The sequence below is a fragment of the Streptomyces sp. NPDC101225 genome, assembly GCF_044767585.1.
Taxonomy (GTDB): Bacteria; Actinomycetota; Actinomycetes; order Streptomycetales; family Streptomycetaceae; genus Streptomyces.
Genome location: NZ_JBIWOE010000042.1, coordinates 47,837 through 68,845, shown reverse-complemented (window position 1 = coordinate 68,845; position 21,009 = coordinate 47,837). Strand labels below are relative to the sequence as shown.

The following is a 21,009-nucleotide window of genomic DNA, read 5'->3' as shown; positions in this document are numbered from 1 at the left end:
CAGCTGGCAAATCACCCCGGCCACCGCATAGCGAACAGGGGCTGCCCGGCCTACGGCCGGACAGCCCCTCACCAAGATCTTCATGAGCCTTCTAGCCGACCTTGAAGTCCGCCGCCTTGGCGTCGAGGGTCTTCGTTCCGTTCTTCGCGGTGGCCAGGACCGCGATGTGCCAGGTTCCGTGCGGGGAGGTGGCGACGTCGGCGCCGGAGACCGGGGTGGTGTAGGTGCAGCGCGCGGTGCCGTCGGCGGCGGGCCTGCAGGTGGCGGAGTCCACCTCGGTCATCTCCGCGGCGGTCGGCTCCTTCTTGCCGAGTGCCGAGCCGGCCGGCCACGCCAGCACCTTCAGGCTCTTGACACCCGAGGACGCCCTGACGCCGGTGGTGAAGGTGAACGAGCCGCCACGGTCGCCGGTGGGCGCGGTGTAGTGGGCGGTGCTGTGCACGAGGGCCGGGGGCTGCTCACCGGCCTGGGCGACGGCGAAGGCTCCCGCACCGCCGAGGACGACGACACCGGCGGCGACGGACAGGGCGACACGACGACGGGACATGGTGAGCTCTCCGTGACTGGATCGGGCCGCCTGGGCGGCGACGGGCCGACCGGCCCGTGCTGGGCGGTCCGCCCGCGCCGGGCGGCCGGGTGATACCGGCGCGTTCGTCCGCGCCGGCACCACCGATCCTCGCGGCCCGTACATCACCGGGCCTGAGTACGAGTACTCAACTCGCCCTGGGTGATGGGGGCTTGTCGGAGCTCGGGCGAACCGGCCTAGGCCCTCAGACCTGCCCTGTCCCCCATCACCATCACCGGATGCAGAGCCGGGTCGAGCGTACGCAGCAGATACCTCATCGCCGACTCGGAGACGCTGATGCACGCCGACGTACCACTGCCGTGGTCCATGTGCAGCCAGATCCCGCCACCCTTCGCGTCGCCCTGGGGGCGCGTCGGGTCGTCGGGGGCGGTGCCCCTGACGCGGTTGTAGTCGATGGCGATGACGTAGTCGAAGTCGTGCCAGTGGGACTTCGCCCACTCGCGCGGGGCAGCGAAGGACGCGTCGCGGGTGTACGGGAGGCGGGCGCCGGGGTCGGCGAGGACGCCGCCCGCGTCGGACAGGGTGAACACACCGATCGGGCTGCGCCGGTCGCCCTCGTGGTGGTCGGCGGTCCAGCCGTTCTTGCCGTTGTGCGCGGACCAGCCGCGGGTCCGCTCCCAGGCCGAGCCGTGCCTGGTGAAGAGCACCGCCGTGGCGTCCGCGGAGTTCCGGCTCACGCCGTAGACCGCCACGACCTGGCGGGAGTCGGCGGGGATGCGCCCGTGCAGGCGGTCGCCGATGCCGGGGATGGTGCGGGTCCGGTCGGCGGTGGGCGGGCGGGTGAGCGCGACGCTGCCCGCGGCGCCCTTCTCGCCGCCGTCCGCCCTGTCCCCCGTGCCTCCCTGATGTGCGCCGCCGCAGCCGGATGTGAGTGCCAGGAGGGTTCCGAGGACCGCCGCCGCGACCGCCGTACGAGATGCACCGTTCTTTCGCATCGCCCCATTCTGTACGGCCCGGGGTCGGAAAACCTGTTGCCTCCGACCACTCCGCGAGGCGAACCTTTCACGGTTTGCTACCGCCGTTCGCGGTCCCCGTCACCCAACTGACACGAGCCACTGGGACGTCAGCCGTCATGCAGATTCACGACCTTCCGTATCCCGATCCGGGCGTGCCGGACGCGCGTTCGGGTCCCCGGTTCCTGTGGTGGCTGGGCCGGAATCAGCTGGGCGGCCAGGTCAAGGCGCTGGCCTGGGGCCTGCTGCACTTCACGTCGGTCTCGGCACTGCCCTTCTGCGTCGGCATGGCCATCCAGGCGGCCGTGGACCGCTCGGGGAGCCGGCTCGCGCTGGCAGGCGGCCTGTTGGCGCTCGCCGCGTTCGCCATCGCGCTCGGCGACACCTTCCTGCACCGCACCGCGGTCACCAACTGGATCACGGCCGCGGCCCGCGTCCAGCAGCTCCTCGCCCGCAAGGCCGCCCGGCTGGGCGCGGCCCTGACCCGGCGCGTCGCGGCCGGTGAGGTCGTCGCCGTCTCCACCGGCGACGTCGAGAAGATCGGCTGGTTCGTCGAGGCCGTCTCCCGGTTCACCGCGGCCGCGCTGACCGTCGTGGTCGTCTGCGTGTCCCTGCTCGTCTACCAGCCGGCGCTCGGCCTGGTCGTCGCCGTGGGCCTGCCCGTGGTGGCACTGGCCGCGCTGCCGCTGCTGCCGCGGGCGACCCGGCGCGCCGACTTCCAGCGCGAGAAGGCGGGACGGGCCACCGAACTGGCCTCGGACACCGTCGCCGGCCTGCGCGTGCTGCGCGGCATCGGCGGAGAGGAGCTGTTCCTCGACCGCTACCGCAGCGCCTCCCAGGAGGTCCGCCGCGCCGCCGTGCGCAGCGCCCGCATGTGGTCCCTGATCTCCGCGATCCAGGTGCTGCTGCCGGGACTGCTGATGGTCGTGGTGGTCTGGTACGGCATCCATCTGGCGCGCCAGGGCCGGATCACGGTCGGCGAACTGGTCACCGTCTACAGCTCGGTGATGGTGCTCGGATATCCCCTGCGCCATTTCGAGGAGATCGCGATGGCCTACTCGTTCTCGCGGCCCTCCGCGAGGCGGGCGGCGCGCGTGCTGTCGCTGGAGCGGGCCACCGGCATCGACGGCATGGGCTCGGCCGATGTGCCGGAGGGCGCCCAGCCGGACGGCGTACCGAAGGGCTCGCGCCCGGACGGCGCACTGAAGGGCTCGCGCCCGGACGGCGCATTGAAAGGCTCGCGCCCGGACGGCGCATTGAAAGGCTCGCGCCCGGACGGCGCATTGAAAGGCTCGCGCCCGGACGGCGCACCGAAGGACGCGCAGCCGGAGGGCGCGCTGAAAGGCTCGCGCCCGGAAGGCGTGCCGGCCGGTGATCTGTACGACCCCGCCACCGGGCTGCTCGCTCCCGCGGGACGGCTGACCGCCGTGGTGTGCGGTGACCCGGACGCGGCGGGGCGGCTGGCCGAGCGACTGGGCGGCCACCCGGCCGAGCAGGGCACGTCCGTCCTGCTCGGCGGTGTGCCGCTGGACGAAGTGCCGCTGGACTCGGCCCGTCAGGCCGTACTGGTGCAGGACAAGGACCCGGTGCTGCTGTCCGGTTCGCTGAACGAGTTGCTCGACGTGCCCGCCTCGGGTGGCGTCAGTGCGCGGGACGCGCTGGCGGCCGCCCGGTGCGAGGACGTCCTGGAGGCGCTCGCGCAGGGCTCGCCGGAGACCGGGGACGCGATGGACGCCCGGATCACCGAGCGCGGTCGGTCGCTGTCCGGCGGGCAGCGGCAGCGGCTGGCGCTGGCCCGGTCGCTGATCACCGACCCGGCGGTGCTCGTCCTGGACGAGCCGACCTCGGCCGTCGACTCCCACACCGAGGCGCGCATCGCACGGGGCGTGCGCGGCCTGCGGGAGGGGCGCACGACGGTGGTGTTCACCTCCTCACCGCTGCTCCTGGACCACGCGGACCGGGTCGTGCTGGTGCACGAGGGCGCGGTCACGGCGGTCGGCGTGCACCGCGACCTGCTGCGGACCGAGCCCCGCTACCGGGCCGTGGTGACCCGGGAGACGGACGAAGAGGCCGCCCTGGGCGGCGTCCTGGCCATGAACGAACGCAAAGAAGAAATCGAGGAGTCGGCATGATCGGCGTCGCGCCACCGGCCTACGACCCGGCGGCCCCGACGACGGCGAACACCCTGCCCGTCGGCGCCCCGGCGACCGTACGCGCCTACGTGGCAGAACTCTTTGGGCGCCACCGCCGCGCCTTCCTGATCCTGATGGCCGTCAACATGGTGTCCGTGGTCGCCTCGATGGCGGGCCCGTGGCTGCTGGGCGATCTCGTCGAGCGGGTGTCGGAGGGCGCGCGGGAGCTCCATCTGCCGCTCACCCTCTCGCTGTTCGTGCTCGCGCTGATCGTCCAGGGCGTCTTCGTACGGCAGGTGCGGCTGCGCGGCGCGATGCTGGGTGAGCGGATGCTGGCCGACCTGCGCGAGGACTTCCTCGTCCGGTCGGTCGGGCTGCCGCCGGGCGTGCTGGAACGGGCGGGCACCGGCGACCTGCTCTCCCGCATCACGACGGACATCGACCGGCTCGCCAACGCGATGCGCGAGGCGGTGCCGCAGCTCTCCATCGGCGTGGTGTGGGCGCTGCTGCTGCTCGGCGGCCTCGTCGTCACGGTGCCGCCGCTGGCACCCGCCGTGCTGGTCGCGGTGCCGCTGCTGGTGATCGGCTGCCGCTGGTACTTCAGGCGGGCACCGTCCGCCTACCGCTCGGAAGCCGCGGGATACGCCGCCGTGGCCGCCGCCCTCGCCGAGACCGTCGACGCCGGCCGCACCGTCGAGGCCCACCGCCTCGGCGACCGCCGCATCGAGCTGTCCGACCGCCGGGTGAAGGAGTGGACGGCCTGGGAGCGCTACACGCTGTGGCTGCGCTCCGTGCTCTTCCCGGTCCTCAACCTCACCCATGCCACCGTGCTCGGGTCGGTGCTGATGATCGGCGGGGTGTTCGTTCTGCGGGGCTGGATCGGGGTGGGCCAGCTGACCACGGGCGCACTCATCGCGCAGATGCTCGTGGACCCGGTCAACCTCATCCTGCGCTGGTACGACGAACTGCAGGTGGCGCAGGTGTCACTGGCCCGGCTGGTCGGCGTGCGCGACATCGAGCCGCACGCCGGGGAGGCGGCGCTGGCCCCCGACGGCCGCGATGTGCACGCGGACCGGGTCCACTTCGGCTACCGCGAGGGCGTGGACGTGCTGCGCACGGTGTCGCTGCGGGTCGCGCCCGGTACCCGGCTGGCGCTGGTCGGCCCGTCCGGCGCGGGCAAGTCCACACTGGGCAGGCTGCTCGCGGGCATCTACGCGCCCCGGGACGGCCACATCACCCTGGGCGGCGCCGAGCTGTCGCAGATGCCCGCCGAACGCGTCCGCTCGCACGTGGCCCTGGTCAACCAGGAGCACCACGTCTTCGTGGGTTCCCTGCGCGACAACCTCCTGCTGGCCCGGACCTCCGCCGTCAACGCCGAACTGTGGGCGGCGCTCGGCGCGGTCGACGCGGACGGCTGGGCGCGGGCGCTGGACGACGGTCTGGACACCGAGGTCGGCTCGGGCGGACAGGCCCTCACTCCGGCCCAGGCCCAGCAGATCGCGCTGGCCCGGCTGGTGCTGGCCGACCCGCACACACTGGTCCTGGACGAGGCGACCTCGCTGCTCGATCCGCGGGCGGCACGCCACCTCGAACGGTCCCTCGCCCGCGTCCTGGCCGGCCGCACGGTGGTCGCGATCGCCCACCGCCTGCACACCGCCCACGACGCGGACGTGATCGCCGTCGTCGAGAACGGCCGCATCGCCGAACTCGGCAGCCACGAGGAACTGGTGACGGCGGATGGCGCGTACGCGGCGCTGTGGCGGTCGTGGCACGGGTGAGCCGGGTGCCACTCACCGGTCGGGGGCTGCCCTACGGCGGCTCCCGGCCGGGTCAGTAGCCGTAACCGCCGCCGCCCTTGCCGCCGGTGCTGTTGCTGTTGCTGTTGCCCGTGGTGCTCGGCGCCGGGGCGGCCGTCCTGATCGGCGCGCCCTTGTCGTTCATGACGTACCAGATCCTGCCGATGCCCTGGCCCTTCACGTCCCCGGCCGAGTGGTCGCCGGCGTAGTAGTACAGCGGGTGTCCGGCGTACGTCACCTGCGCCTTGCTCCCACCGCCCGTGGCGCCGATGAGGCTCGACCGCACGCCCTTGCCGGCGTGCGGCTTGCCCTCCATGTGCGGCCAGAGCCTGACACACGCCGCGTCGCAGTTCATCGAGTTGGTGTTCTTGCCGTCCTCGGTGAACAGGTACAACGTGCGTCCGCCGCCGTCGGTGAGAATGGTGCCGAGCGGCGAACTGCTGACCTTGATCGTGGAGGTGTCCATGGCGGCCGGCGCCTGGCCGCCCGCATGGCTTCCGCCGCCTCCACTCCCACTGCTGCCGCAGCCGGCCAGCGCCAGTGCCGACGCGAGTGCGAACCCGGCCACGGTGATCCTGCTGATGCCCATGATCTCTCCGTCCGTTCCGACGGAGGATGTACGGGCGAGGGCCCCCGGCGGATTGCACGGCCGCTGGTTCGGTCGCTCGCCCCACGGTCGCGCCCGTCGATCTCCCCGCGCTCCGGTCGGCCGTTCGCCCCACGGTCCGGTCCGTCGATCGCCCCGCAGTCCGGTCGGTCGATCGCCCCGCCGTCCGGTCCGTCGATCGCCCCGCAGTCCGGTCGGTCGATCGCCCCGCCGTCAGGTCCGTCGATCGCCCCGCCGTCCGGTCGGTCGATCGCCCCGCCGTCAGGTCCGTCGATCGCCCTGCGGTCCGGTCCGTCATTCGCCCCGCCGTCGGTTCGATCGGATTGCGTCGCGGCGGATTCAATCCCTTCGCCCCTTTCGTACGTACCGTTGGACATGGAGCTGTTCCCGCGTGCGAACCGGGTCGACGACGCCTCGCTCGTCGCCGGTCTCGCGCTGGGCGACGAGCAGGCGGCACTCGCCTTCGTCCGCCGCTTCCAGGACGCGGTCTACGGCCTGGCCGTATCGGTGACCCGCGACCCGGCCCTCGCCGAGGACGTCAGCCAGGAGGTGTTCGTCCGGGCCTGGCGGGCCGCGGGCACCTACGACCCCCGGCGGGCCTCCGCCCTCACCTGGCTGCTCGCCATCACCCGCAACGCCGCCATCGACGCCCTTCGGGCCCGCCGCCCGACCCCGGTGCTGACCGAGACCCTGGAACGGCTCCTGGACGCGACCCTGAGCTCAGGCGCCGACGCCGACGGCACCGCCCGCCAGGCCCTGCTCGCCCTGGAGAGCGAACGAGCCGTCGCCCGCCTGCGCACCCTGCCCCCCGAGCAGGCCCGCGCGGTCGCCCTCGCCGTACTGGGCGGCTGCACGGCCGCCGAGGTGGGCCGGCACGAGCACATCCCCCTGGGCACCGCCAAGACCCGCATCCGCACCGGCCTGCGCAGGCTGCGCGACACCCTGAAGGAGGGAAGCCGCGATGGAACGCCACCCTGACCGGGCACGCCACCCCGACGAGGACGAACTGACCGCCCTTGCCCTCGGCACCCTCCCGGGCGAACCGGCGGCAGTCCTGCGCCACCTCACCACCTGCGACACCTGCCGCACCGCCTACGACGACCTCTCCGCGGCCGTCGACGCCGTCCTTCCGGCCGCTCCCGTGGTGGCGGCCCCGCCCGGCTTCGACTCCCGGGTGCTGGACCGGCTGGAACTGCGCCGCCCCTCCCCCGGCCGGTGGCGCCGCCGCACCCCGCTGCTGGTCGCCGCTGCGGCCGCGGCCGGGCTCTGCCTGGGTACCGTCGGCACGGCACTGCTGCACCATGATTCCTCCCCGGTCCAGGTCGCCCCCAGCAAACACGGCGCCGCACTGGTCACCGGCTCGGGCGCCCGCGTCGGCACGGTGGAGCCGAGCAGCGCGGGCGGCGAACGCGTGGTCGTCATGCAGATCACCTCCGGCAGCCCCGGCACGCACTACACCTGCCGGCTCCTGCTCAAGGACGGCTCCACCCGCGACGCCGGCCAGTGGTGGATGCCGTCGTCCGGCCGGGCCACCTGGATCGCCTACGGGTCGGCGTCCTCCATCCACCGCGTCGACCTGGTGACGGACGACGGCCACGTATGGTCCTCGGCCGCCCTGTCCGGCTGAGAACGGCCGGCACCGGCTGGGAACGGCCGAGTGCGGCCGGGATCGGCAGGAACCCGTCGGGACCCGCCGAGTGCGGCGCGGACCAGCTGCCGGGTGACTCCTGCCGCCGTGCCGTTGCGCAGTCCCGAAAGGGGGTGGAAGGCTGGATAGCGGCACCGGCTCGGGGAGCGTCCGGGGAGCGTCGGTCCTCCCGGGCGCAGCGGGTGCTCCGCGCGGCCGCGGCCCGGCGTCCGGCGCGGTTCGGGCCCTTCCCCACCACTGGAGGTATCCGTGAACAGCGCCGACGGATGGGGAGACGACGTCTACCAGCCCGACGGATCCGAGATCCAGGACGACTCGGGCATTCTCGACTCCGAGGACACGCTGGTCGACGACGGTGTCGAAGACCCCCTCGATCGCGGCTGGTCCCCTCCGGAGCGGCCGTGGGCGGTGGAGCACGACGGCGTGACCGCCGCGGAGGCCAGACGGGGGGAGACGCTGGAACAGCGGCTCTCCGAGGAGACGCCCGAACTCGTCATGTCCGACGGTGACGGCCTCGGCGACTGTGACGGCTCGGACGGCGAACTTCTGGACAACGAGGTCGGCGACCGCCGCTCCGGGCGTCTCGTCGCCCCCGACGAGGGCGCCCACGAGGACGACGAGAGCGCGCTGATCGCCACCGACGTGGGCATCGACGGCGCCGCGGCGTCCGCCGAGGAGGCGGCGATGCACGTCGTCGACGAGGACGCCCTGTCCGGCTGACCACGTCCGGGTGACGATGTCCGGATGACCCCGGCGCCCACCACTCAAGGAGCACGTATGCAGCAGGACAAGCAACCCGACTACCACCCGGTCGTCTTCCGCGACCGCGCCGCGGGCTACGCCTTCCTGACCCGGTCCACCGCCTCCAGCGACCAGACCATCGACTGGGACGACGGGGAGACCTACCCGGTGGTGGACGTGGAGATCTCCTCCGAGAGCCACCCCTTCTACACCGGCAAGGCGCGCACGGTCGACCCCGAGGGCCGCATCGCCCAGTTCGAGCGGCGCTACGGCGGCGCCGCGGGCCAGGGCACGGGCACGGGCAGCGGGAGCTGAGGCAGCCCCCCGCCTCAGATGAAGTTCAGCGCCGCCGCGCAGCCCACGCCGCCCAGCAGCATGAACGCCGGCATCAGCACCTTCAGCTCGACCCAGCTGCCCGCGCGGAACCGCATGACCTTCGGCGGACCGAGGGGGTACCAGCGCTTGCGGCCCACCGGGATCGGCCACAGGATCGGGCAGCCGGACACCGTCAGCGCGTCCCCGATGTCGTGCACGAGCGCACCCAGCACGATCGGCAGCCCCAGCCACAGGTACTGCTGACCGGGCTCGGTGAACAGCCAGTCCGAGCCGTTGCCCGGCTGGTCCAGCACACCGGCGAGGATCCACGCGCTGGTCGCCGCCAGCAGCCAGACCAGAACGTCGCTGCTGGATCCCCGGGCCGCCCGCCACAGCAGGCCCTCGATGGCCAGCACCATATGGATGAAGAGGATGGCCAGGACCGCCCAGCGGCCACCGGTGATGGCGAGGACCGACGTGCCCGCCCCGATCAGGACCGCCCACAGCCACGTGTGGGTGAGGGTGCGATGGCCGCCGGAGCGACGCGGGTCGCCCGGCTTCCGCGTCGACTTGTAGACGGCGTAGGAGAGCTTGTCGACGATCTCGCACAGCCCGCGCGAGACGGGCCCGAAGGCCCTGGAAATGGTGGCCGCCTTGTGGTCCAGGTCCGGAGCGAGAGCGGCTCCGGCGCAGATCAGCGCGCCGACCAGGAGAACAGGCCAGGGCATCGGGTGCCCGGCCGCGGCGGCCGCCGCGCCGACCCCGAGCCAGGCCGCGGCGCCCGACAGTGAGTGTGCTGGTCCCATCATGGCCGTTGCCCGCCCCATTCCTCGTGTGCCGCTGTCCAGTTGACCGGGTGTGCTGACACGCCGTCGGCCTCACAGCGTACTGGTCATGATCTTCGTACCGGCAACCGATTCCCCCATGAGGGAGGACGCCAGGCAAGATGGGTGCGTGACCCTTATCGATCAGCTCCCGCCGACCGCCGACCCCGACGCTCTCTACGAGGCCTTCGAGTCGTACGCCGAGGAGCGCGGTCTCACGCTCTATCCCCACCAGGAGGAGGCGCTGATCGAGGTGGTCTCCGGCGCGAACGTGATCGTGTCGACGCCCACCGGCTCCGGCAAGAGCATGATCGCGGCGGGAGCGCACTTCGCCGCTCTGGCCCGGGACGAGGTCACCTTCTACACAGCCCCGATCAAGGCGCTGGTCTCGGAGAAGTTCTTCGAGCTGTGCAAGCTGTTCGGCACCGAGAACGTGGGCATGCTGACCGGCGACGCGTCCGTCAACGCCGACGCCCCCGTCATCTGCTGCACCGCCGAGGTGCTGGCCTCGATCGCCCTGCGCGACGGCAAGAACGCCGACGTCGGCCAGGTCGTCATGGACGAGTTCCACTTCTACGCCGAGGGCGACCGCGGCTGGGCCTGGCAGATCCCGATCCTGGAGCTGCCCCAGGCGCAGTTCGTCCTGATGTCCGCCACCCTCGGCGACGTGTCGATGTTCGAGGAGGACCTCACCCGGCGCACCGGCCGCCCCACCGCGGTGGTCCGCTCGGCGACCCGACCGGTCCCGCTGTCCTACTCCTACGAGCTCACCCCGCTCACCGAGACGCTGACCGAGCTGCTGGCCACCAAGCAGGCCCCGGTCTACATCGTGCACTTCACGCAGGCGCAGGCCGTGGAGCGGGCACAGGCGCTGATGAGCATCAACATGTGCACGCGCGCGGAGAAGGACCAGATCGCCGACCTGATCGGGAACTTCCGCTTCACCACCAAGTTCGGCCGCAATCTCTCGCGCTACGTCCGGCACGGCATCGGCGTGCATCACGCCGGCATGCTGCCCAAGTACCGGCGTCTGGTGGAAAAGCTCGCCCAGGCCGGCCTGCTGAAGGTCATCTGCGGCACGGACACACTCGGCGTCGGCGTCAACGTCCCCATCCGCACGGTGCTGTTCACGGCCCTGACCAAGTACGACGGCAGCCGTGTGCGCACGCTGCGCGCCCGGGAGTTCCACCAGATCGCGGGGCGCGCCGGACGGGCCGGTTTCGACACGGCGGGCTACGTCGTCGCGCAGGCGCCCGAGCACGTCATCGAGAATGAGAAGGCGCTCGCCAAGGCGGGCGACGACCCGAAGAAGCGCCGCAAGGTCGTGCGCAAGAAGGCGCCCGAGGGCTTCGTCGGGTGGACGGAGAACACCTTCGAGAAGCTCATCGCCTCCGACCCGGAGCCGCTGACCTCCCGTTTCCGGGTGACGCACACGATGCTGCTGTCGGTCATCGCGCGTCCCGGCAACGCCTTCGAGGCGATGCGCCACCTGCTGGAGGACAACCACGAGCCGCGCAAGCAGCAGCTCAGGCACATCCGGCGCGCCATCGCCATCTACCGCTCCCTGCTGGACGGCGGCATCGTCGAGAAGCTCGACGAGCCGGATCCCACGGGCCGCATCGTCCGCCTCACCGTGGATCTGCAGCAGGACTTCGCGCTCAACCAGCCGCTGTCCACCTTCGCGCTCGCCGCGTTCGAGCTCCTCGACCCCGACTCGCCGTCCTACGCCCTGGACATGGTGTCCGTCGTGGAGTCCACCCTGGACGATCCGCGGCAGATCCTCGTCGCCCAGCTGAACAAGGCCAAGGGCGAGGCCGTGGCCGCGATGAAGGCGGACGGCGTCGAGTACGAGGAGCGCATGGAGCGTCTCCAGGACATCAGCTACCCCAAGCCCCTGGAGGAGCTGCTCTTCCACGCCTACAACACCTACCGCAAGAGCCACCCCTGGGTGGGCGACCACCCGCTGTCGCCGAAGTCCGTGATCCGCGACATGTACGAACGGGCCATGTCCTTCACGGAGCTGGTGTCCTTCTACGAGCTGGCCCGCACCGAAGGCATCGTGCTGCGCTACCTCGCCAGCGCGTACAAGGCCCTGGACCACAACATCCCCGACGACCTCAAGTCGGAGGACCTGCAGGACCTCATCGAGTGGCTCGGCGAGATGGTCCGCCAGGTGGACTCCAGCCTGCTCGACGAGTGGGAGCAGCTGGCCAACCCGGAGGTGATGACCGCCGAGGAGGCCCAGGAGAGGGCCGACGAGGTCAAGCCCGTGACCAGCAACGCCCGCGCCTTCCGGGTCCTGGTCCGCAACGCCATGTTCCGCCGCGTCGAGCTCGCCGCCCTGGACCACGTCGACGAGCTGGGCGAGATGGACGCCGACGCCGGCTGGGACGCGGACGCGTGGGGCGAGGCGATGGACAAGTACTGGGACGAGTACGAGGACCTGGGCACCGGCCCCGACGCCCGCGGCCCCCGGCTGCTGCGCATCGAGGAGGACGCGGAGCACGGCCTGTGGCGCGTGCGCCAGACCTTCGCCGACCCCAGCGGCGACCACGACTGGGGCATCAGCGCGGAGATCGACCTCGCGGCCTCGGACGCGGAGGGCCGCGCGGTCGTCCGCGTCACCGACGTCGGCCAGCTGTGAGCCAAGGAGAGCTTCCCCCATGACGAACCCGGCCGAGCGCCTCGTCGACCTGCTCGACCTGGAGCAGATCGAGGTCAACATCTTCCGTGGACGCAGCCCGCAGGAGTCCCTGCAGCGGGTCTTCGGCGGCCAGGTGGCGGGCCAGGCGCTGGTCGCCGCCGGCCGCACCACGGAGGGCGACCGTCCGGTGCACTCGCTGCACGCGTACTTCCTGCGCCCGGGCCGTCCCGGTGTGCCGATCGTGTACCAGGTGGAACGTGTGCGCGACGGCAGGTCGTTCACGACCCGCAGGGTCACCGCCGTGCAGCAGGGCCGCACGATCTTCAATCTCACCGCCTCCTTTCACAAGCCTGAGGAAGGACCCTTCGAGCATCAGCTGCCGCCGGCCCGCAAGGTCCCGGACCCGCAGTCGCTGCCGACGGTGATGCAGGAGGTCCGGGATCATCTGGGTGAGCTGCCCGAGCAGCTGGAGCGGATGGCCAGGCGCCAGCCCTTCGACATCCGCTACGTGGACCGGTTGCGCTGGACCGTGGAGGAGGCCAAGGACGCCGAGCCGCGCAGCGCCGTGTGGATGCGCGCGGTCGGGCCCCTCGGTGACGACCCGGTCGTGCACACCTGCGCGCTGACCTACGCCAGCGACATGACCCTCCTGGACGCCGTCCGCCTCCCGGTCGAACCCCTGTGGGGACCACGGAGCTTCGACATCGCGTCGCTGGACCATGCCATGTGGTTCCACCGGCCCTTCCGCGCGGACGAGTGGTTCCTCTACGACCAGGAGTCACCGATCGCCACGGGCGGCCGCGGGCTGGCGCGCGGCCGGATCTACGACGTGGAGGGCCGGCTGCTCGTGTCCGTGGTGCAGGAAGGGCTGTTCCGGGCGCTGTAGGTCATGCGCCAGGGCGCACGCGGTGCGGCTCACGCGCCGTGCCGCACGCGGTGCGGCTCACGCAATTTCGGTTCACGTGCCGCGGCTTTCGCGCTGGAGCTCACTCAGTCCTGCGACGCAGCCGGCGCAGCAAGCCGCGTGAGCGCGGCGGTTCCTCGGGGACCGGCGGAATCCGGTCCGCGGACGGTGCGAGCGTGGCACGCGGTGGCTTGGGAACCGAGCACGAGGGCGTCGGCGTCGGGCGTAGTCCAGGGGCCGGGCGCGATCCGGACGCAGGACGTGCCTCGGCAGCCGGACGTACCTCGGCACTCGTGAGCGCTTCGGAAGGCGGGACTGCTGCGAAAGCCGCGCGTGATGGGGTGGCCGGGCGTGATCCGTCAGCCGGGCGCGGCGCAGGCTGGAGTGCGCGCGCCTCCTTCACCGCCTGGGCCAGATCCGCTCGCAGCCAGCCGATCTCGTCCGGGTCCTGGGCCATGGTGAGGCTCTCGGCCAGCTGGGCGGCGGGCGAGCCGGGGGTGCTGTGCGCGGCGGGCCTGGGCCGGAACCGGTTCAAGTGAGCGCGGTCATAGGGATCCTGCACGATTTCCGCGACCTGTACGTCGTCGAGCTGTGAGGCCACGGCCGCCGCACAGGCCCACGGGTGGTCGCCGGCCTGCCGCCGCAGGAATCCGAGGTGCCGGCCCCGCCAGGTCCGGGGCCGCAGATCCAGCCCCCTCTCCAGCCGCTCCCGTTGATCGGAGGGCGTACGGCCGCCCAGCAGCGATGCGTTGGTCTCGTCGGCCGCGAACTGCCTCAGCTCCTCGGCCAGATAGAGCCAGACGACGGCCCGGTAGCGGTTGAGGTAGAACCTGACCGGCACGACGACGCCGAGCCGGGCCAGCCGGGTGAACCTGCCGTAGGAGACCCCCAGCAGCTCCGCACCCTCCCTGGTGCCCACGGCCTCGACACGCTTCCTCAACGCTTCGGGACACCCCTCCTCGGCGCGCAGTCGGTCGATCTCGGTGCGGGCGACCCGCAGGCCCCCGCCTCCTTCGTCGGGCACGGCGCGGATGTGCCCGAGACTCACGGCGAGGTCGAACTCCCCCCGCCTGAGACCCAGTTCGCGCGCCGCCCGGCTCGGTGTGCACAACGTGCTGGGCGCTTGTGTGACGGTGTTGCCTGACATGGTCGGTCTCCCCCGTGGAGTGCCTGGTCCGCGCCGTCCGCGCGGCCTCGGAAAAACCGTAGCCGTTTCGGCGGATCTTGTGGCGGGCCTGTGGACAACTCCACGGGAGGCGACGAAACTGCAGGTCAGGAGTCTGAGGTCGGAAATATCTCGGCCTGCCGGGTCTCCACGTCGAGGTGCTCTCCGACCCGGTTGACGAGAAGGGTCATCTCGTAGGCGATCTGGCCGATGTCGGCCTCCGCACCGGCCAGCACGCACAGACAGCTGCTGTTCCCGGCGGCGGTGACGAACAGCACCGCGTCGTCGAACTCGACCATGGTCTGGCGCACTCTGCCCGCGCCGAAGTGGCGTCCCGAGCCCTTGGCCAGGCTGTGCAGTCCGGACGAGACGGCGGCGAGGTGCTCGGCGTCCTCACGCCGCAGCCCCGTGCTCGCTCCCGTGACCAGCCCGTCGTTGGACAGGACCAAGGCGTGCCGTACATGTTCGACACGCTCGGTCAGATCGTCCAGCAGCCAGTCAAGTCCCTGGTTGTGCGCCATGTTCCGGTCTCCCCGTGTGACGAATCCTCCCTGGCCGGAGGATCTCTTCGCCAGCCTTCACCACCACCGGCCCACGGGCAAGGAGGATAGGTCCATGGCTCAGAAGATGACCGAGGAAGAGTGGCGGGCGTTCCTGTCGTACGGCACCCGCACCGCGAAGCTGGCGACCGTACGGGCGGACGGCGGCCCGCACGTGACGCCGATCTGGTTCGTGCTCGACGGCGACGACCTGGTGTTCAACACCGCCGGCACCAGCGTCAAGGGGCGCAACCTGGTCCGGGACGGCCGGGTCGCCCTGTGTGTCGACGACGACCGGCCGCCCTTCGACTTCGTCGTGCTGCACGGCCGTGCCCGGATCTCGGAGGATCCCGAGGATTTGCGGCACTGGGCAGCCCGCATCGGCGCGCGGTACATGGGTGAGGACCGCGCCGAGGAGTTCGGGGAGCGCAACGGCGTGCCTGGGGAACTCCTCGTCCGCGTGGCGATCGACAAGGTCCTGGCCCTGAACGGCGTCGCCAACTGAGGGTGTCTGTGGGGCGGACGCTCCCCGGCCGGGGGACATCACCTGTCAGCCGACTGAATTGAGCAGCCGGGCGGTGTGCATCCGCCCGGCGTACTCGTCGAGGCTGATCAGCACGTCCTTGCCGGACGCACGGTCTCGGGCGTCGCAGAGCACCACCGGTGTTCCGCTGTCGAGGTCGAGCGCGCAGGAGATGTCCTCGGCTTCGTAGGTGCGGCTGCCCGTGAAGCAGTTGACGGCCACCACGAACGGGATGCTCCGGTGCTCGAAGAAGTCCACCGCCGGGAAGCAGTCCGCGAGTCGCCGTGTGTCGGCCATGACCACGGCGCCGAGCGCACCGTGTGCCAGCTCGTCCCACAGGAACCAGAACCGGTCCTGGCCGGGCGTGCCGAAGAGGTACAGCGCGAGGCCGGACCGCATGGTGATGCGGCCGAAGTCCATGGCGACGGTCGTGGTGACCTTCTGGTCCACGCCGCCGGTGCGGTCCACCGACCGGCCGGCCTCGCTGAGGAGTTCCTCGGTGCACAGCGGCCTGATCTCGCTCACCGCGCCCACCAGGGTCGTCTTGCCCGCGCCGAAGCCGCCGGCGACCAGGATCTTCAGGGCCAGCGGGGCCGTCTCGCCGCTGGCCGCATCGGAGTACTCGAAGACCATCGATCACTTCTCTCGGGAGTGCCGGCCCTGGCCGGCGCAACTGGGCATCATCACGACGTCGTCCGCTTCACCGGCCGCACGGCACGCGCGGGCCGCCGGTCCTGTCCTGGCGCACGGATGCGCCTCACCGGCCCCACCCCGCGCCCCACACCACCCCGCCTCACCGGCCGGCGGGCGGGTGCGCGATGCCGCGCGTCGGCGTGTACAGGTGCTCACCGACGCGTTTGACCAGCCGCGCCATCTCGTACGCGACCAGGCCGATGTCGGCCGTCACGGCGGTGAGCACGGCGAGGCAGGAGCCGTCACCCGCGGCGGCCACGAACAGGAAGCCGTCGTCCATCTCCACCAGGGTCTGGCGCACCTCGCCGGTGCCGAAGTGCCGCCCCGTCCCCTTGGCGAGGCTGTGGAAGCCGGACGCCACGGCGGCGAGGTGTTCGGCGTCCTCGCGGCGCAGTTCGGTCGAGGCGCCCACGGCGAGGCCGTCGTTGGAGAGCACCACGGCGTGCCGCACCTCGCGCACGTGCATGGCCAAGTCGTCCAGCAGCCAGTCCAGTTCGCCGGACCGCCGGGCGGCTCTCGGGTTCGGGTCCTGGATCACGCGCGGTCTCCTTCGCTGCTGTCGCTGCGAGGTGCGGGATCCGGGCCTGCGCCACGGCCGGGCTGCCTGCCGCCGCCGCGCCGCCAGCCGTCCCGGTAGGCCGTAATGCGCTCGCGGACGACGTCGGGGGTACGCCGGTCCTCGCGCGGGGAGGCCGGGGAGGCCGATGTCCCGTTCGGCTCCTCGGTGCTCCGGGCGCGCAACTGTGGGGCCAGGTGCGCCTGGCGTACGCGGCGTGGCAGGTCTTCGGACTCTTCGGTGTCCACCGGGGGACGGTGCAGGCGCAAGGTGGTGACTCCGGGAGGTTGAGGGTCGGACGTCGTCTCCGCCGCGCCCGGCGGGTGCGCCACCAGTGCGGGCCGTTCTGCCGTCGCCGGGACGGACTCCTGGTGCGGTGCGGCATCGGATGTGCGCGCGTACGTGCGTGCCACGGCAGGCGACGCCTCCGCGACCTGGTCCGCCGCGCGCTCGGCGGCACCCGCCCGCAGCAGTGCCGTGGGCAGCAGCACGACCGCGGTGGTGCCGCCGTAGGGCGACGTGCGCAGGTGCACCTTGATGCCCTGGCGGGCCGCGAGTCTGCCGACCACGAAGAGGCCGAGCCGGTCGGTGTCGCAGAGGTCGAGTGCCGCGGGCTGTTCGATGCGCCGGTTGGCCTCGGCCAGGGTCTGTGTGCCCATGCCCAGGCCCCGGTCCTCGATCTCGATGACGTAGCCGTTGCCGACGGGTTCGCCGATGACGCGTACGCGTGTGTGGGGCGGCGAGAACAGTGCCGCGTTCTCGATCAGTTCGGCCAGCAGGTGGGTGAGGTCGGCGACGGCCGCACCGACGACGGACGCCACGGGGAACTGCCGTACCTCCACACGCGCGTGGTCCTCGGCCTCGGACACGGCCGCGCGCACCACGCTCGTCAGCGGAACCGGCCTGCGCCAGGCCCGGCCCGGTGCCGCCCCGGAGAGGATGATCAGGCTCTCGGCGTGGCGGCGCATGCGGGTGGTGAGGTGGTCGAGCCGGAAGAGGTCGCCGAGTTCGTTCGGGTCGCCGGAGCGGCGCTCCATGCTGTCGAGCAGGTTGAGCTGGCGGTGGACGAGCACCTGGCTGCGGCGGGCGAGGTTGACGAAGACCCCGGAGATGCCGTCGGCGAGTTCGGCGCGCTCGACGGCGGCCCGCAGAGCGGCGCGGTGAACCGAGGCGAGAGCCGCCGCGACTTGTCCGGCCTCGTCCTGGGCGGGCCGCCCGGTCGGGGCCTCGGCCCGCACGTCGATCTCCTCGCCCGCGCGCAGCTTGCGCATCGCCTCGGGCAGGCTGCGCCGCGCGATCTCCTGGGCGTTGTCCCGCAGGTCCACCAGCTCGACGACGATGCCGCGTCCGATGCGCAGCGAGACGGCGAGAGCGGTGATGATCGCCAGAAGACCGAAGAGCACGGCGGAACCGGCCGGGGTGAGCAGGGCCTGGCGGAAAGGTGCAGCCCGGTCCACGGCGGCGTGGGCCGCGTTCCGCTCGATGCCCCACATCCCGTCCTGCACGCGCGCGTGTGCGTCGTTCCAGGTGGTGCCGGGTGCGGCGGTCAGCGGACCCAGGGTGGCGTCGACGGTCGCGGCCTCCGTGGTGCCGAGGGCCGCGTACGCGCCGCTGCCGGCGAGCCTGTGCCAGGCGGCGCGCTGCGGTCCGCGCAGGTCGGCGACGGCTGCGTCGGTGAGGGCACGGCGGGTGGCGACGGCCCCGGTGAACAGCCGCAGCCGCTCACCGCCGAGGGCATCGGCCGGGTGGACGCCGGCCAGCAGCGCGTCCTCCTGCGCCAGCGCCTCACCCGCGCGGGACAGTTCGAGCAGCACGCGCGCGTCGGAGCCGGTACCGCGGTCCTGGATGCCGGTGAGCGCGCCGTCCACGCCGAAGGCAGCTTCGATGATCTTGGTGTACTGCGCGTACGTCACCTTCCAGTCCGCTCGGCCGTCGCGCACGGAGGTGCGCAGGGAACGCAGTCCATCGCCACCGGCGACGAAGTCCGCGAGCCTGCGAGCCGCTCCGCCGGGGAGTTCCTGGCCGTCGGCGACCGTGTGGTCGTCCCCGAGCCGGAGTCCGTCGATGGACACCTCGGTGCGAGCGGTGAGCTTCCGGTAGGCGCCGCACTGTCCCGATGCCGGGTCGCTCGCGCAGCGCACGGCGGCCGTGCGTTCGGCCTGCAGGGCGGCGACGGCCGTGGCGAGCGGGGTGCGGATCCGGGTGTCGACGCGCTGCGCCTGCCTCAGGCGCGCGATGTCCTGCGCGGTGGTGACGGCGGCGTACGACCACAGCGCCAGCAGCGGGACCACCAGCACGATCAACAAGCAGACGATCTTCGCGCGGACCGTGCGCGGCCGTATCCGCCGGCGGTTGTCCGGCGCGGGCGCACCGCCCGTGGCGCCGTCCTCGGGCTCCTCCTGGTCCTCGTCGGCGGGTGGACCGGCATGGGCGCGACGGCCGCGCACCGCAGGTGGGGGCGACGGATAGGCGCCCGGTGTCCATCGGGGTGTACGCATGGCCTCCTCGCTCGGGCAGGTGGTGGGGACCGGCCTAGTGGGCGGTGCTCTCGACCGGCCACCGGCAGGAGGCGGACGCCTCGCGCTCCCCGGTCGTCGGCGACAGCGCGGCGAAGGCCGAGGTCAAGGACAGGCAGGAACCGAGACCGAGCGGGAAGACGAACTGCACCGCCCTGGCCCCGGGCAGGGGCCGGTCGGACGGCGTGACACGGACGCTCACCGCGCGCATGCCGGTGTGGTGCATGCCGTTCACCGCGGCACCCGTGATCAGCGAGGCGGCGGTGACGGCGAGCGGCGGCCTGCCGTCGGCTTCCGCCCACAGGGCCGCGGTCGCCGCGAGCCCGGCGATCACGACGGAGAGTGCGACGAGTGCGGCGGCGTAGCAACCCTGGCCCTGCAGTTGGAGCGCCGCCGCGCCCAGGTGGTACGCGCCCGACACACCGAGCCCGGTGACGAGTCCGCCGAGCAGCGGCGCGCGGAGGGTGCAGCGCGGTTCCGGCGCGGCGCCCGTGCACGCCATCGCGTACGACGGCACGGGGGGCCGCCGTGCGAACGCGGCATGGTCCAGGTGTTCCATGGCCCAGGGACGCTAGACCCCCCAAGGGTGCTCCCAGGGGACGCATTTCGAAAGCTGTTGGAAGATGACGCAGAGGTGCAACTGAACGACCGCGTCACGCTCGAACGTGTGCACTGCGGCGTCATCCGTGGCGGTGAGGAATCATGCGGAACATGAGCGACGACCACACACACGTCCGAGAGTTCTTCGGCGCCCGTGCCGCCGACTGGGACAGCCGGTTCCCCGACGACGGCCCCGCCTATGCCGCGGCGGTCGCCGATCTGGGACTGCGCGAGGGCGACCGGGTGCTCGACGCCGGCTGCGGCACCGGCAGGGCCCTGCCGCCGCTGCGTGCTGCCGTGGGGCCCTCGGGAGTCGTGGTCGGGGCCGATCTGACCCCGGCCATGCTGCAGGCCGCCGTACGAGCCGGGAGGGACGACGACGGCCGGCTGCTGCTCGCCGACGTGGCCGCGCTGCCGCTGCGCTCGCACACGCTCGACGCGGTGTTCGCCGCCGGCCTCATCCCCCACCTGCCCCAGCCCGGCGCGAACCTGCGGGAGCTGGCGCGGGTGGTACGCCCGGGCGGCAAGCTGGCGCTGTTCCACCCCATCGGCCGGGCGGCGCTGGCGGCCCGGCAGGGGCGCCGGATCACACCGGACGACCTGCGGGCGGAGCCCAACCTCCGCCCGCTGCTGGCCGGTTCGGGCTGGCGCATGACGTCCTACGTCGACGAGGACGCCCGGTTCCTGGCACTGGCCGTACGGGAAGGCTGAGCCGCCCTGCGCGAGACCTGAGCCGCCGTACCGGACGGCCGAGCCGCCGCACGGGGAGGGCTGAGCCTCAGGAGCGACCCGCGACCGCCGCCGCGAAGACGTCGGGGTTGTCGAACACGACGTTGTGGCCCGCTCCGGCCACCGTCACCACGCGCACCCCGGAGGCCTCAGCGCCCGGCTGCCCGCGAGTGCGCCGCTCAGCTCGCCCTGCAGATACGCGCGCTCCATCGGCAGACCTTCGAGGACCTGCCGCACGGGCGGTGTCGGCCCCCGGAGCAGCCCGGCATTCCTGGAGGAACCGGCGGGCTTCTTCTACGACCGCGACCGGCCGGTGCGCGCCGAGGAGCTCGACGACCCCTTCCGCCCCGGGCTGCTGACCATCGCGCGTGCCACGTCCCGGGCCGAGGTCAGCCGGCCGCGCGAGACGATCGGGGCGCTGGACGGCTGATCCACTTCTGCTTCACCGTCCGGTCCCCCTTCTGCCGCCGGAACTCCAACTCTACTTTGAGTAGCAGGAGATGGACGATCGAACGATCAGCCGCGGGCTACCACGCCG

At 72.3% G+C, this 21,009-nt stretch carries 20 protein-coding genes and 2 pseudogenes; 11 read left to right on the top strand and 11 right to left on the bottom strand.

The window, feature by feature from the left end:
- Positions 1-91: 91 nt before the first annotated feature.
- Positions 92-547, bottom strand: coding sequence for a DUF5707 domain-containing protein (locus tag ACIRPX_RS37870; protein WP_404203909.1), 456 nt, complete (start codon positions 545-547; stop codon positions 92-94).
- A gap of 215 nt (positions 548-762) precedes the next feature.
- Positions 763-1,521, bottom strand: coding sequence for a L,D-transpeptidase family protein (locus tag ACIRPX_RS37865; protein ID WP_404203907.1), 759 nt, complete (start codon positions 1,519-1,521; stop codon positions 763-765).
- Between the two features lie 137 nt (positions 1,522-1,658).
- Here ACIRPX_RS37865 and ACIRPX_RS37860 point away from each other — a divergent pair, with 137 nt between their 5' ends.
- A complete protein-coding gene (locus ACIRPX_RS37860) occupies positions 1,659-3,671 on the top strand; it encodes an ABC transporter transmembrane domain-containing protein (protein ID WP_404203905.1) in 2,013 nt (670 codons plus the stop codon).
- Positions 3,668-5,449, top strand: a complete 1,782-nt coding sequence (locus ACIRPX_RS37855) for an ABC transporter ATP-binding protein (RefSeq protein WP_404203903.1) — start codon at positions 3,668-3,670, stop codon at positions 5,447-5,449. The genes ACIRPX_RS37860 and ACIRPX_RS37855 overlap by 4 nt, the downstream gene beginning before the upstream one ends.
- Before the next feature lie 52 nt (positions 5,450-5,501).
- On the opposite strand, the gene ACIRPX_RS37850 is transcribed toward ACIRPX_RS37855, so the two are convergent.
- Positions 5,502-6,056, bottom strand: coding sequence for a hypothetical protein (locus ACIRPX_RS37850; protein WP_404203901.1), 555 nt, complete (start codon positions 6,054-6,056; stop codon positions 5,502-5,504).
- 393 nt (positions 6,057-6,449) lie between these two features.
- Between ACIRPX_RS37850 and ACIRPX_RS37845 the strand changes: the two genes are divergently transcribed.
- The 4 genes from ACIRPX_RS37845 to ACIRPX_RS37830 all read left to right on the top strand — a co-directional run bounded on the left by ACIRPX_RS37845 (position 6,450) and on the right by ACIRPX_RS37830 (position 8,778).
- Entirely contained in the window at positions 6,450-7,052 is a 603-nt protein-coding gene (locus ACIRPX_RS37845) for an RNA polymerase sigma factor (RefSeq protein ID WP_404203899.1), read from the top strand.
- Positions 7,036-7,701, top strand: a complete 666-nt coding sequence (locus ACIRPX_RS37840; protein ID WP_404203897.1) for a hypothetical protein — start codon at positions 7,036-7,038, stop codon at positions 7,699-7,701. Before ACIRPX_RS37845 ends, ACIRPX_RS37840 begins: the two co-directional genes overlap by 17 nt.
- Positions 7,702-7,971: 270 nt before the next feature.
- Complete coding sequence (locus tag ACIRPX_RS37835; RefSeq protein WP_404203895.1) at positions 7,972-8,442, top strand: DUF5709 domain-containing protein; 471 nt, start codon at positions 7,972-7,974, stop codon at positions 8,440-8,442.
- 57 nt (positions 8,443-8,499) lie between these two features.
- Positions 8,500-8,778 (top strand): type B 50S ribosomal protein L31, encoded by a 279-nt coding sequence (locus ACIRPX_RS37830; RefSeq protein ID WP_404203893.1) that lies wholly within the window; start codon positions 8,500-8,502, stop codon positions 8,776-8,778.
- 14 nt (positions 8,779-8,792) lie between these two features.
- On the opposite strand, the gene ACIRPX_RS37825 is transcribed toward ACIRPX_RS37830, so the two are convergent.
- Positions 8,793-9,587, bottom strand: a complete 795-nt coding sequence (locus tag ACIRPX_RS37825) for a metal-dependent hydrolase (RefSeq protein WP_404203891.1) — start codon at positions 9,585-9,587, stop codon at positions 8,793-8,795.
- Between the two features lie 145 nt (positions 9,588-9,732).
- Between ACIRPX_RS37825 and ACIRPX_RS37820 the strand changes: the two genes are divergently transcribed.
- Positions 9,733-12,246: a DEAD/DEAH box helicase gene (locus ACIRPX_RS37820; RefSeq protein ID WP_404203889.1), complete on the top strand. Its 2,514-nt coding sequence runs from the start codon at positions 9,733-9,735 to the stop codon at positions 12,244-12,246.
- A 19-nt stretch (positions 12,247-12,265) separates the two neighbouring features.
- A complete protein-coding gene (locus ACIRPX_RS37815; RefSeq protein WP_404203887.1) occupies positions 12,266-13,132 on the top strand; it encodes an acyl-CoA thioesterase in 867 nt (288 codons plus the stop codon).
- 100 nt (positions 13,133-13,232) lie between these two features.
- Here ACIRPX_RS37815 and ACIRPX_RS37810 read toward each other — a convergent pair whose 3' ends face one another.
- Both ACIRPX_RS37810 and ACIRPX_RS37805 read right to left on the bottom strand, forming a co-directional pair.
- Complete coding sequence (locus ACIRPX_RS37810; RefSeq protein ID WP_404203886.1) at positions 13,233-14,297, bottom strand: DUF6397 family protein; 1,065 nt, start codon at positions 14,295-14,297, stop codon at positions 13,233-13,235.
- A 125-nt stretch (positions 14,298-14,422) separates the two neighbouring features.
- On the bottom strand, positions 14,423-14,836 hold the full coding sequence (locus ACIRPX_RS37805; RefSeq protein ID WP_404203884.1) for a roadblock/LC7 domain-containing protein: 414 nt from the start codon (positions 14,834-14,836) through the stop codon (positions 14,423-14,425).
- A 94-nt stretch (positions 14,837-14,930) separates the two neighbouring features.
- Here ACIRPX_RS37805 and ACIRPX_RS37800 point away from each other — a divergent pair, with 94 nt between their 5' ends.
- Positions 14,931-15,359, top strand: a complete 429-nt coding sequence (locus ACIRPX_RS37800) for a PPOX class F420-dependent oxidoreductase (protein WP_404203882.1) — start codon at positions 14,931-14,933, stop codon at positions 15,357-15,359.
- A 45-nt stretch (positions 15,360-15,404) separates the two neighbouring features.
- Here the strand turns inward: ACIRPX_RS37800 and ACIRPX_RS37795 are convergent, their stop codons facing one another.
- The 4 genes from ACIRPX_RS37795 to ACIRPX_RS37780 form a co-directional block, all read right to left on the bottom strand.
- Positions 15,405-16,010: a GTP-binding protein gene (locus tag ACIRPX_RS37795; protein ID WP_404203880.1), complete on the bottom strand. Its 606-nt coding sequence runs from the start codon at positions 16,008-16,010 to the stop codon at positions 15,405-15,407.
- Positions 16,011-16,170: 160 nt separating this feature from the next.
- Positions 16,171-16,608: a roadblock/LC7 domain-containing protein gene (locus ACIRPX_RS37790; RefSeq protein WP_404203878.1), complete on the bottom strand. Its 438-nt coding sequence runs from the start codon at positions 16,606-16,608 to the stop codon at positions 16,171-16,173.
- Complete coding sequence (locus ACIRPX_RS37785) at positions 16,605-19,124, bottom strand: nitrate- and nitrite sensing domain-containing protein (RefSeq protein ID WP_404203876.1); 2,520 nt, start codon at positions 19,122-19,124, stop codon at positions 16,605-16,607. Before ACIRPX_RS37785 ends, ACIRPX_RS37790 begins: the two co-directional genes overlap by 4 nt.
- Positions 19,125-19,158: 34 nt before the next feature.
- Positions 19,159-19,701, bottom strand: a complete 543-nt coding sequence (locus ACIRPX_RS37780) for an MHYT domain-containing protein (protein WP_404203874.1) — start codon at positions 19,699-19,701, stop codon at positions 19,159-19,161.
- Between the two features lie 152 nt (positions 19,702-19,853).
- Here ACIRPX_RS37780 and ACIRPX_RS37775 point away from each other — a divergent pair, with 152 nt between their 5' ends.
- A complete protein-coding gene (locus tag ACIRPX_RS37775) occupies positions 19,854-20,453 on the top strand; it encodes a class I SAM-dependent methyltransferase (RefSeq protein ID WP_404203872.1) in 600 nt (199 codons plus the stop codon).
- A gap of 67 nt (positions 20,454-20,520) precedes the next feature.
- Here ACIRPX_RS37775 and ACIRPX_RS37770 read toward each other — a convergent pair.
- Positions 20,521-20,744 (bottom strand): annotated as a pseudogene (locus tag ACIRPX_RS37770) (alpha/beta hydrolase); the annotation flags it as partial.
- Between ACIRPX_RS37770 and ACIRPX_RS37765 the strand changes: the two are divergent.
- Positions 20,737-20,901 (top strand): annotated as a pseudogene (locus ACIRPX_RS37765) (PadR family transcriptional regulator); the annotation flags it as partial. The pseudogenes ACIRPX_RS37770 and ACIRPX_RS37765 sit on opposite strands and share 8 nt — an antisense overlap.
- Positions 20,902-21,009: the final 108 nt, after the last annotated feature.

Coding starts and splice junctions, on each gene's coding strand:
- ACIRPX_RS37840 (WP_404203897.1), top strand. CDS start 7,036: ATGGAACGCCACCCTGACCGGGCACGCCACCCCGACGAGGACGAACTG.
- ACIRPX_RS37785 (WP_404203876.1), bottom strand. CDS start 19,124: ATGCGTACACCCCGATGGACACCGGGCGCCTATCCGTCGCCCCCACCT.
- ACIRPX_RS37780 (WP_404203874.1), bottom strand. CDS start 19,701: ATGGAACACCTGGACCATGCCGCGTTCGCACGGCGGCCCCCCGTGCCG.
- ACIRPX_RS37810 (WP_404203886.1), bottom strand. CDS start 14,297: ATGTCAGGCAACACCGTCACACAAGCGCCCAGCACGTTGTGCACACCG.
- ACIRPX_RS37795 (WP_404203880.1), bottom strand. CDS start 16,010: ATGGTCTTCGAGTACTCCGATGCGGCCAGCGGCGAGACGGCCCCGCTG.
- ACIRPX_RS37775 (WP_404203872.1), top strand. CDS start 19,854: ATGAGCGACGACCACACACACGTCCGAGAGTTCTTCGGCGCCCGTGCC.
- ACIRPX_RS37825 (WP_404203891.1), bottom strand. CDS start 9,587: ATGATGGGACCAGCACACTCACTGTCGGGCGCCGCGGCCTGGCTCGGG.
- ACIRPX_RS37870 (WP_404203909.1), bottom strand. CDS start 547: ATGTCCCGTCGTCGTGTCGCCCTGTCCGTCGCCGCCGGTGTCGTCGTC.
- ACIRPX_RS37860 (WP_404203905.1), top strand. CDS start 1,659: ATGCAGATTCACGACCTTCCGTATCCCGATCCGGGCGTGCCGGACGCG.
- ACIRPX_RS37845 (WP_404203899.1), top strand. CDS start 6,450: ATGGAGCTGTTCCCGCGTGCGAACCGGGTCGACGACGCCTCGCTCGTC.
- ACIRPX_RS37855 (WP_404203903.1), top strand. CDS start 3,668: ATGATCGGCGTCGCGCCACCGGCCTACGACCCGGCGGCCCCGACGACG.
- ACIRPX_RS37800 (WP_404203882.1), top strand. CDS start 14,931: ATGGCTCAGAAGATGACCGAGGAAGAGTGGCGGGCGTTCCTGTCGTAC.
- ACIRPX_RS37805 (WP_404203884.1), bottom strand. CDS start 14,836: ATGGCGCACAACCAGGGACTTGACTGGCTGCTGGACGATCTGACCGAG.
- ACIRPX_RS37815 (WP_404203887.1), top strand. CDS start 12,266: ATGACGAACCCGGCCGAGCGCCTCGTCGACCTGCTCGACCTGGAGCAG.
- ACIRPX_RS37850 (WP_404203901.1), bottom strand. CDS start 6,056: ATGGGCATCAGCAGGATCACCGTGGCCGGGTTCGCACTCGCGTCGGCA.
- ACIRPX_RS37830 (WP_404203893.1), top strand. CDS start 8,500: ATGCAGCAGGACAAGCAACCCGACTACCACCCGGTCGTCTTCCGCGAC.
- ACIRPX_RS37865 (WP_404203907.1), bottom strand. CDS start 1,521: ATGCGAAAGAACGGTGCATCTCGTACGGCGGTCGCGGCGGCGGTCCTC.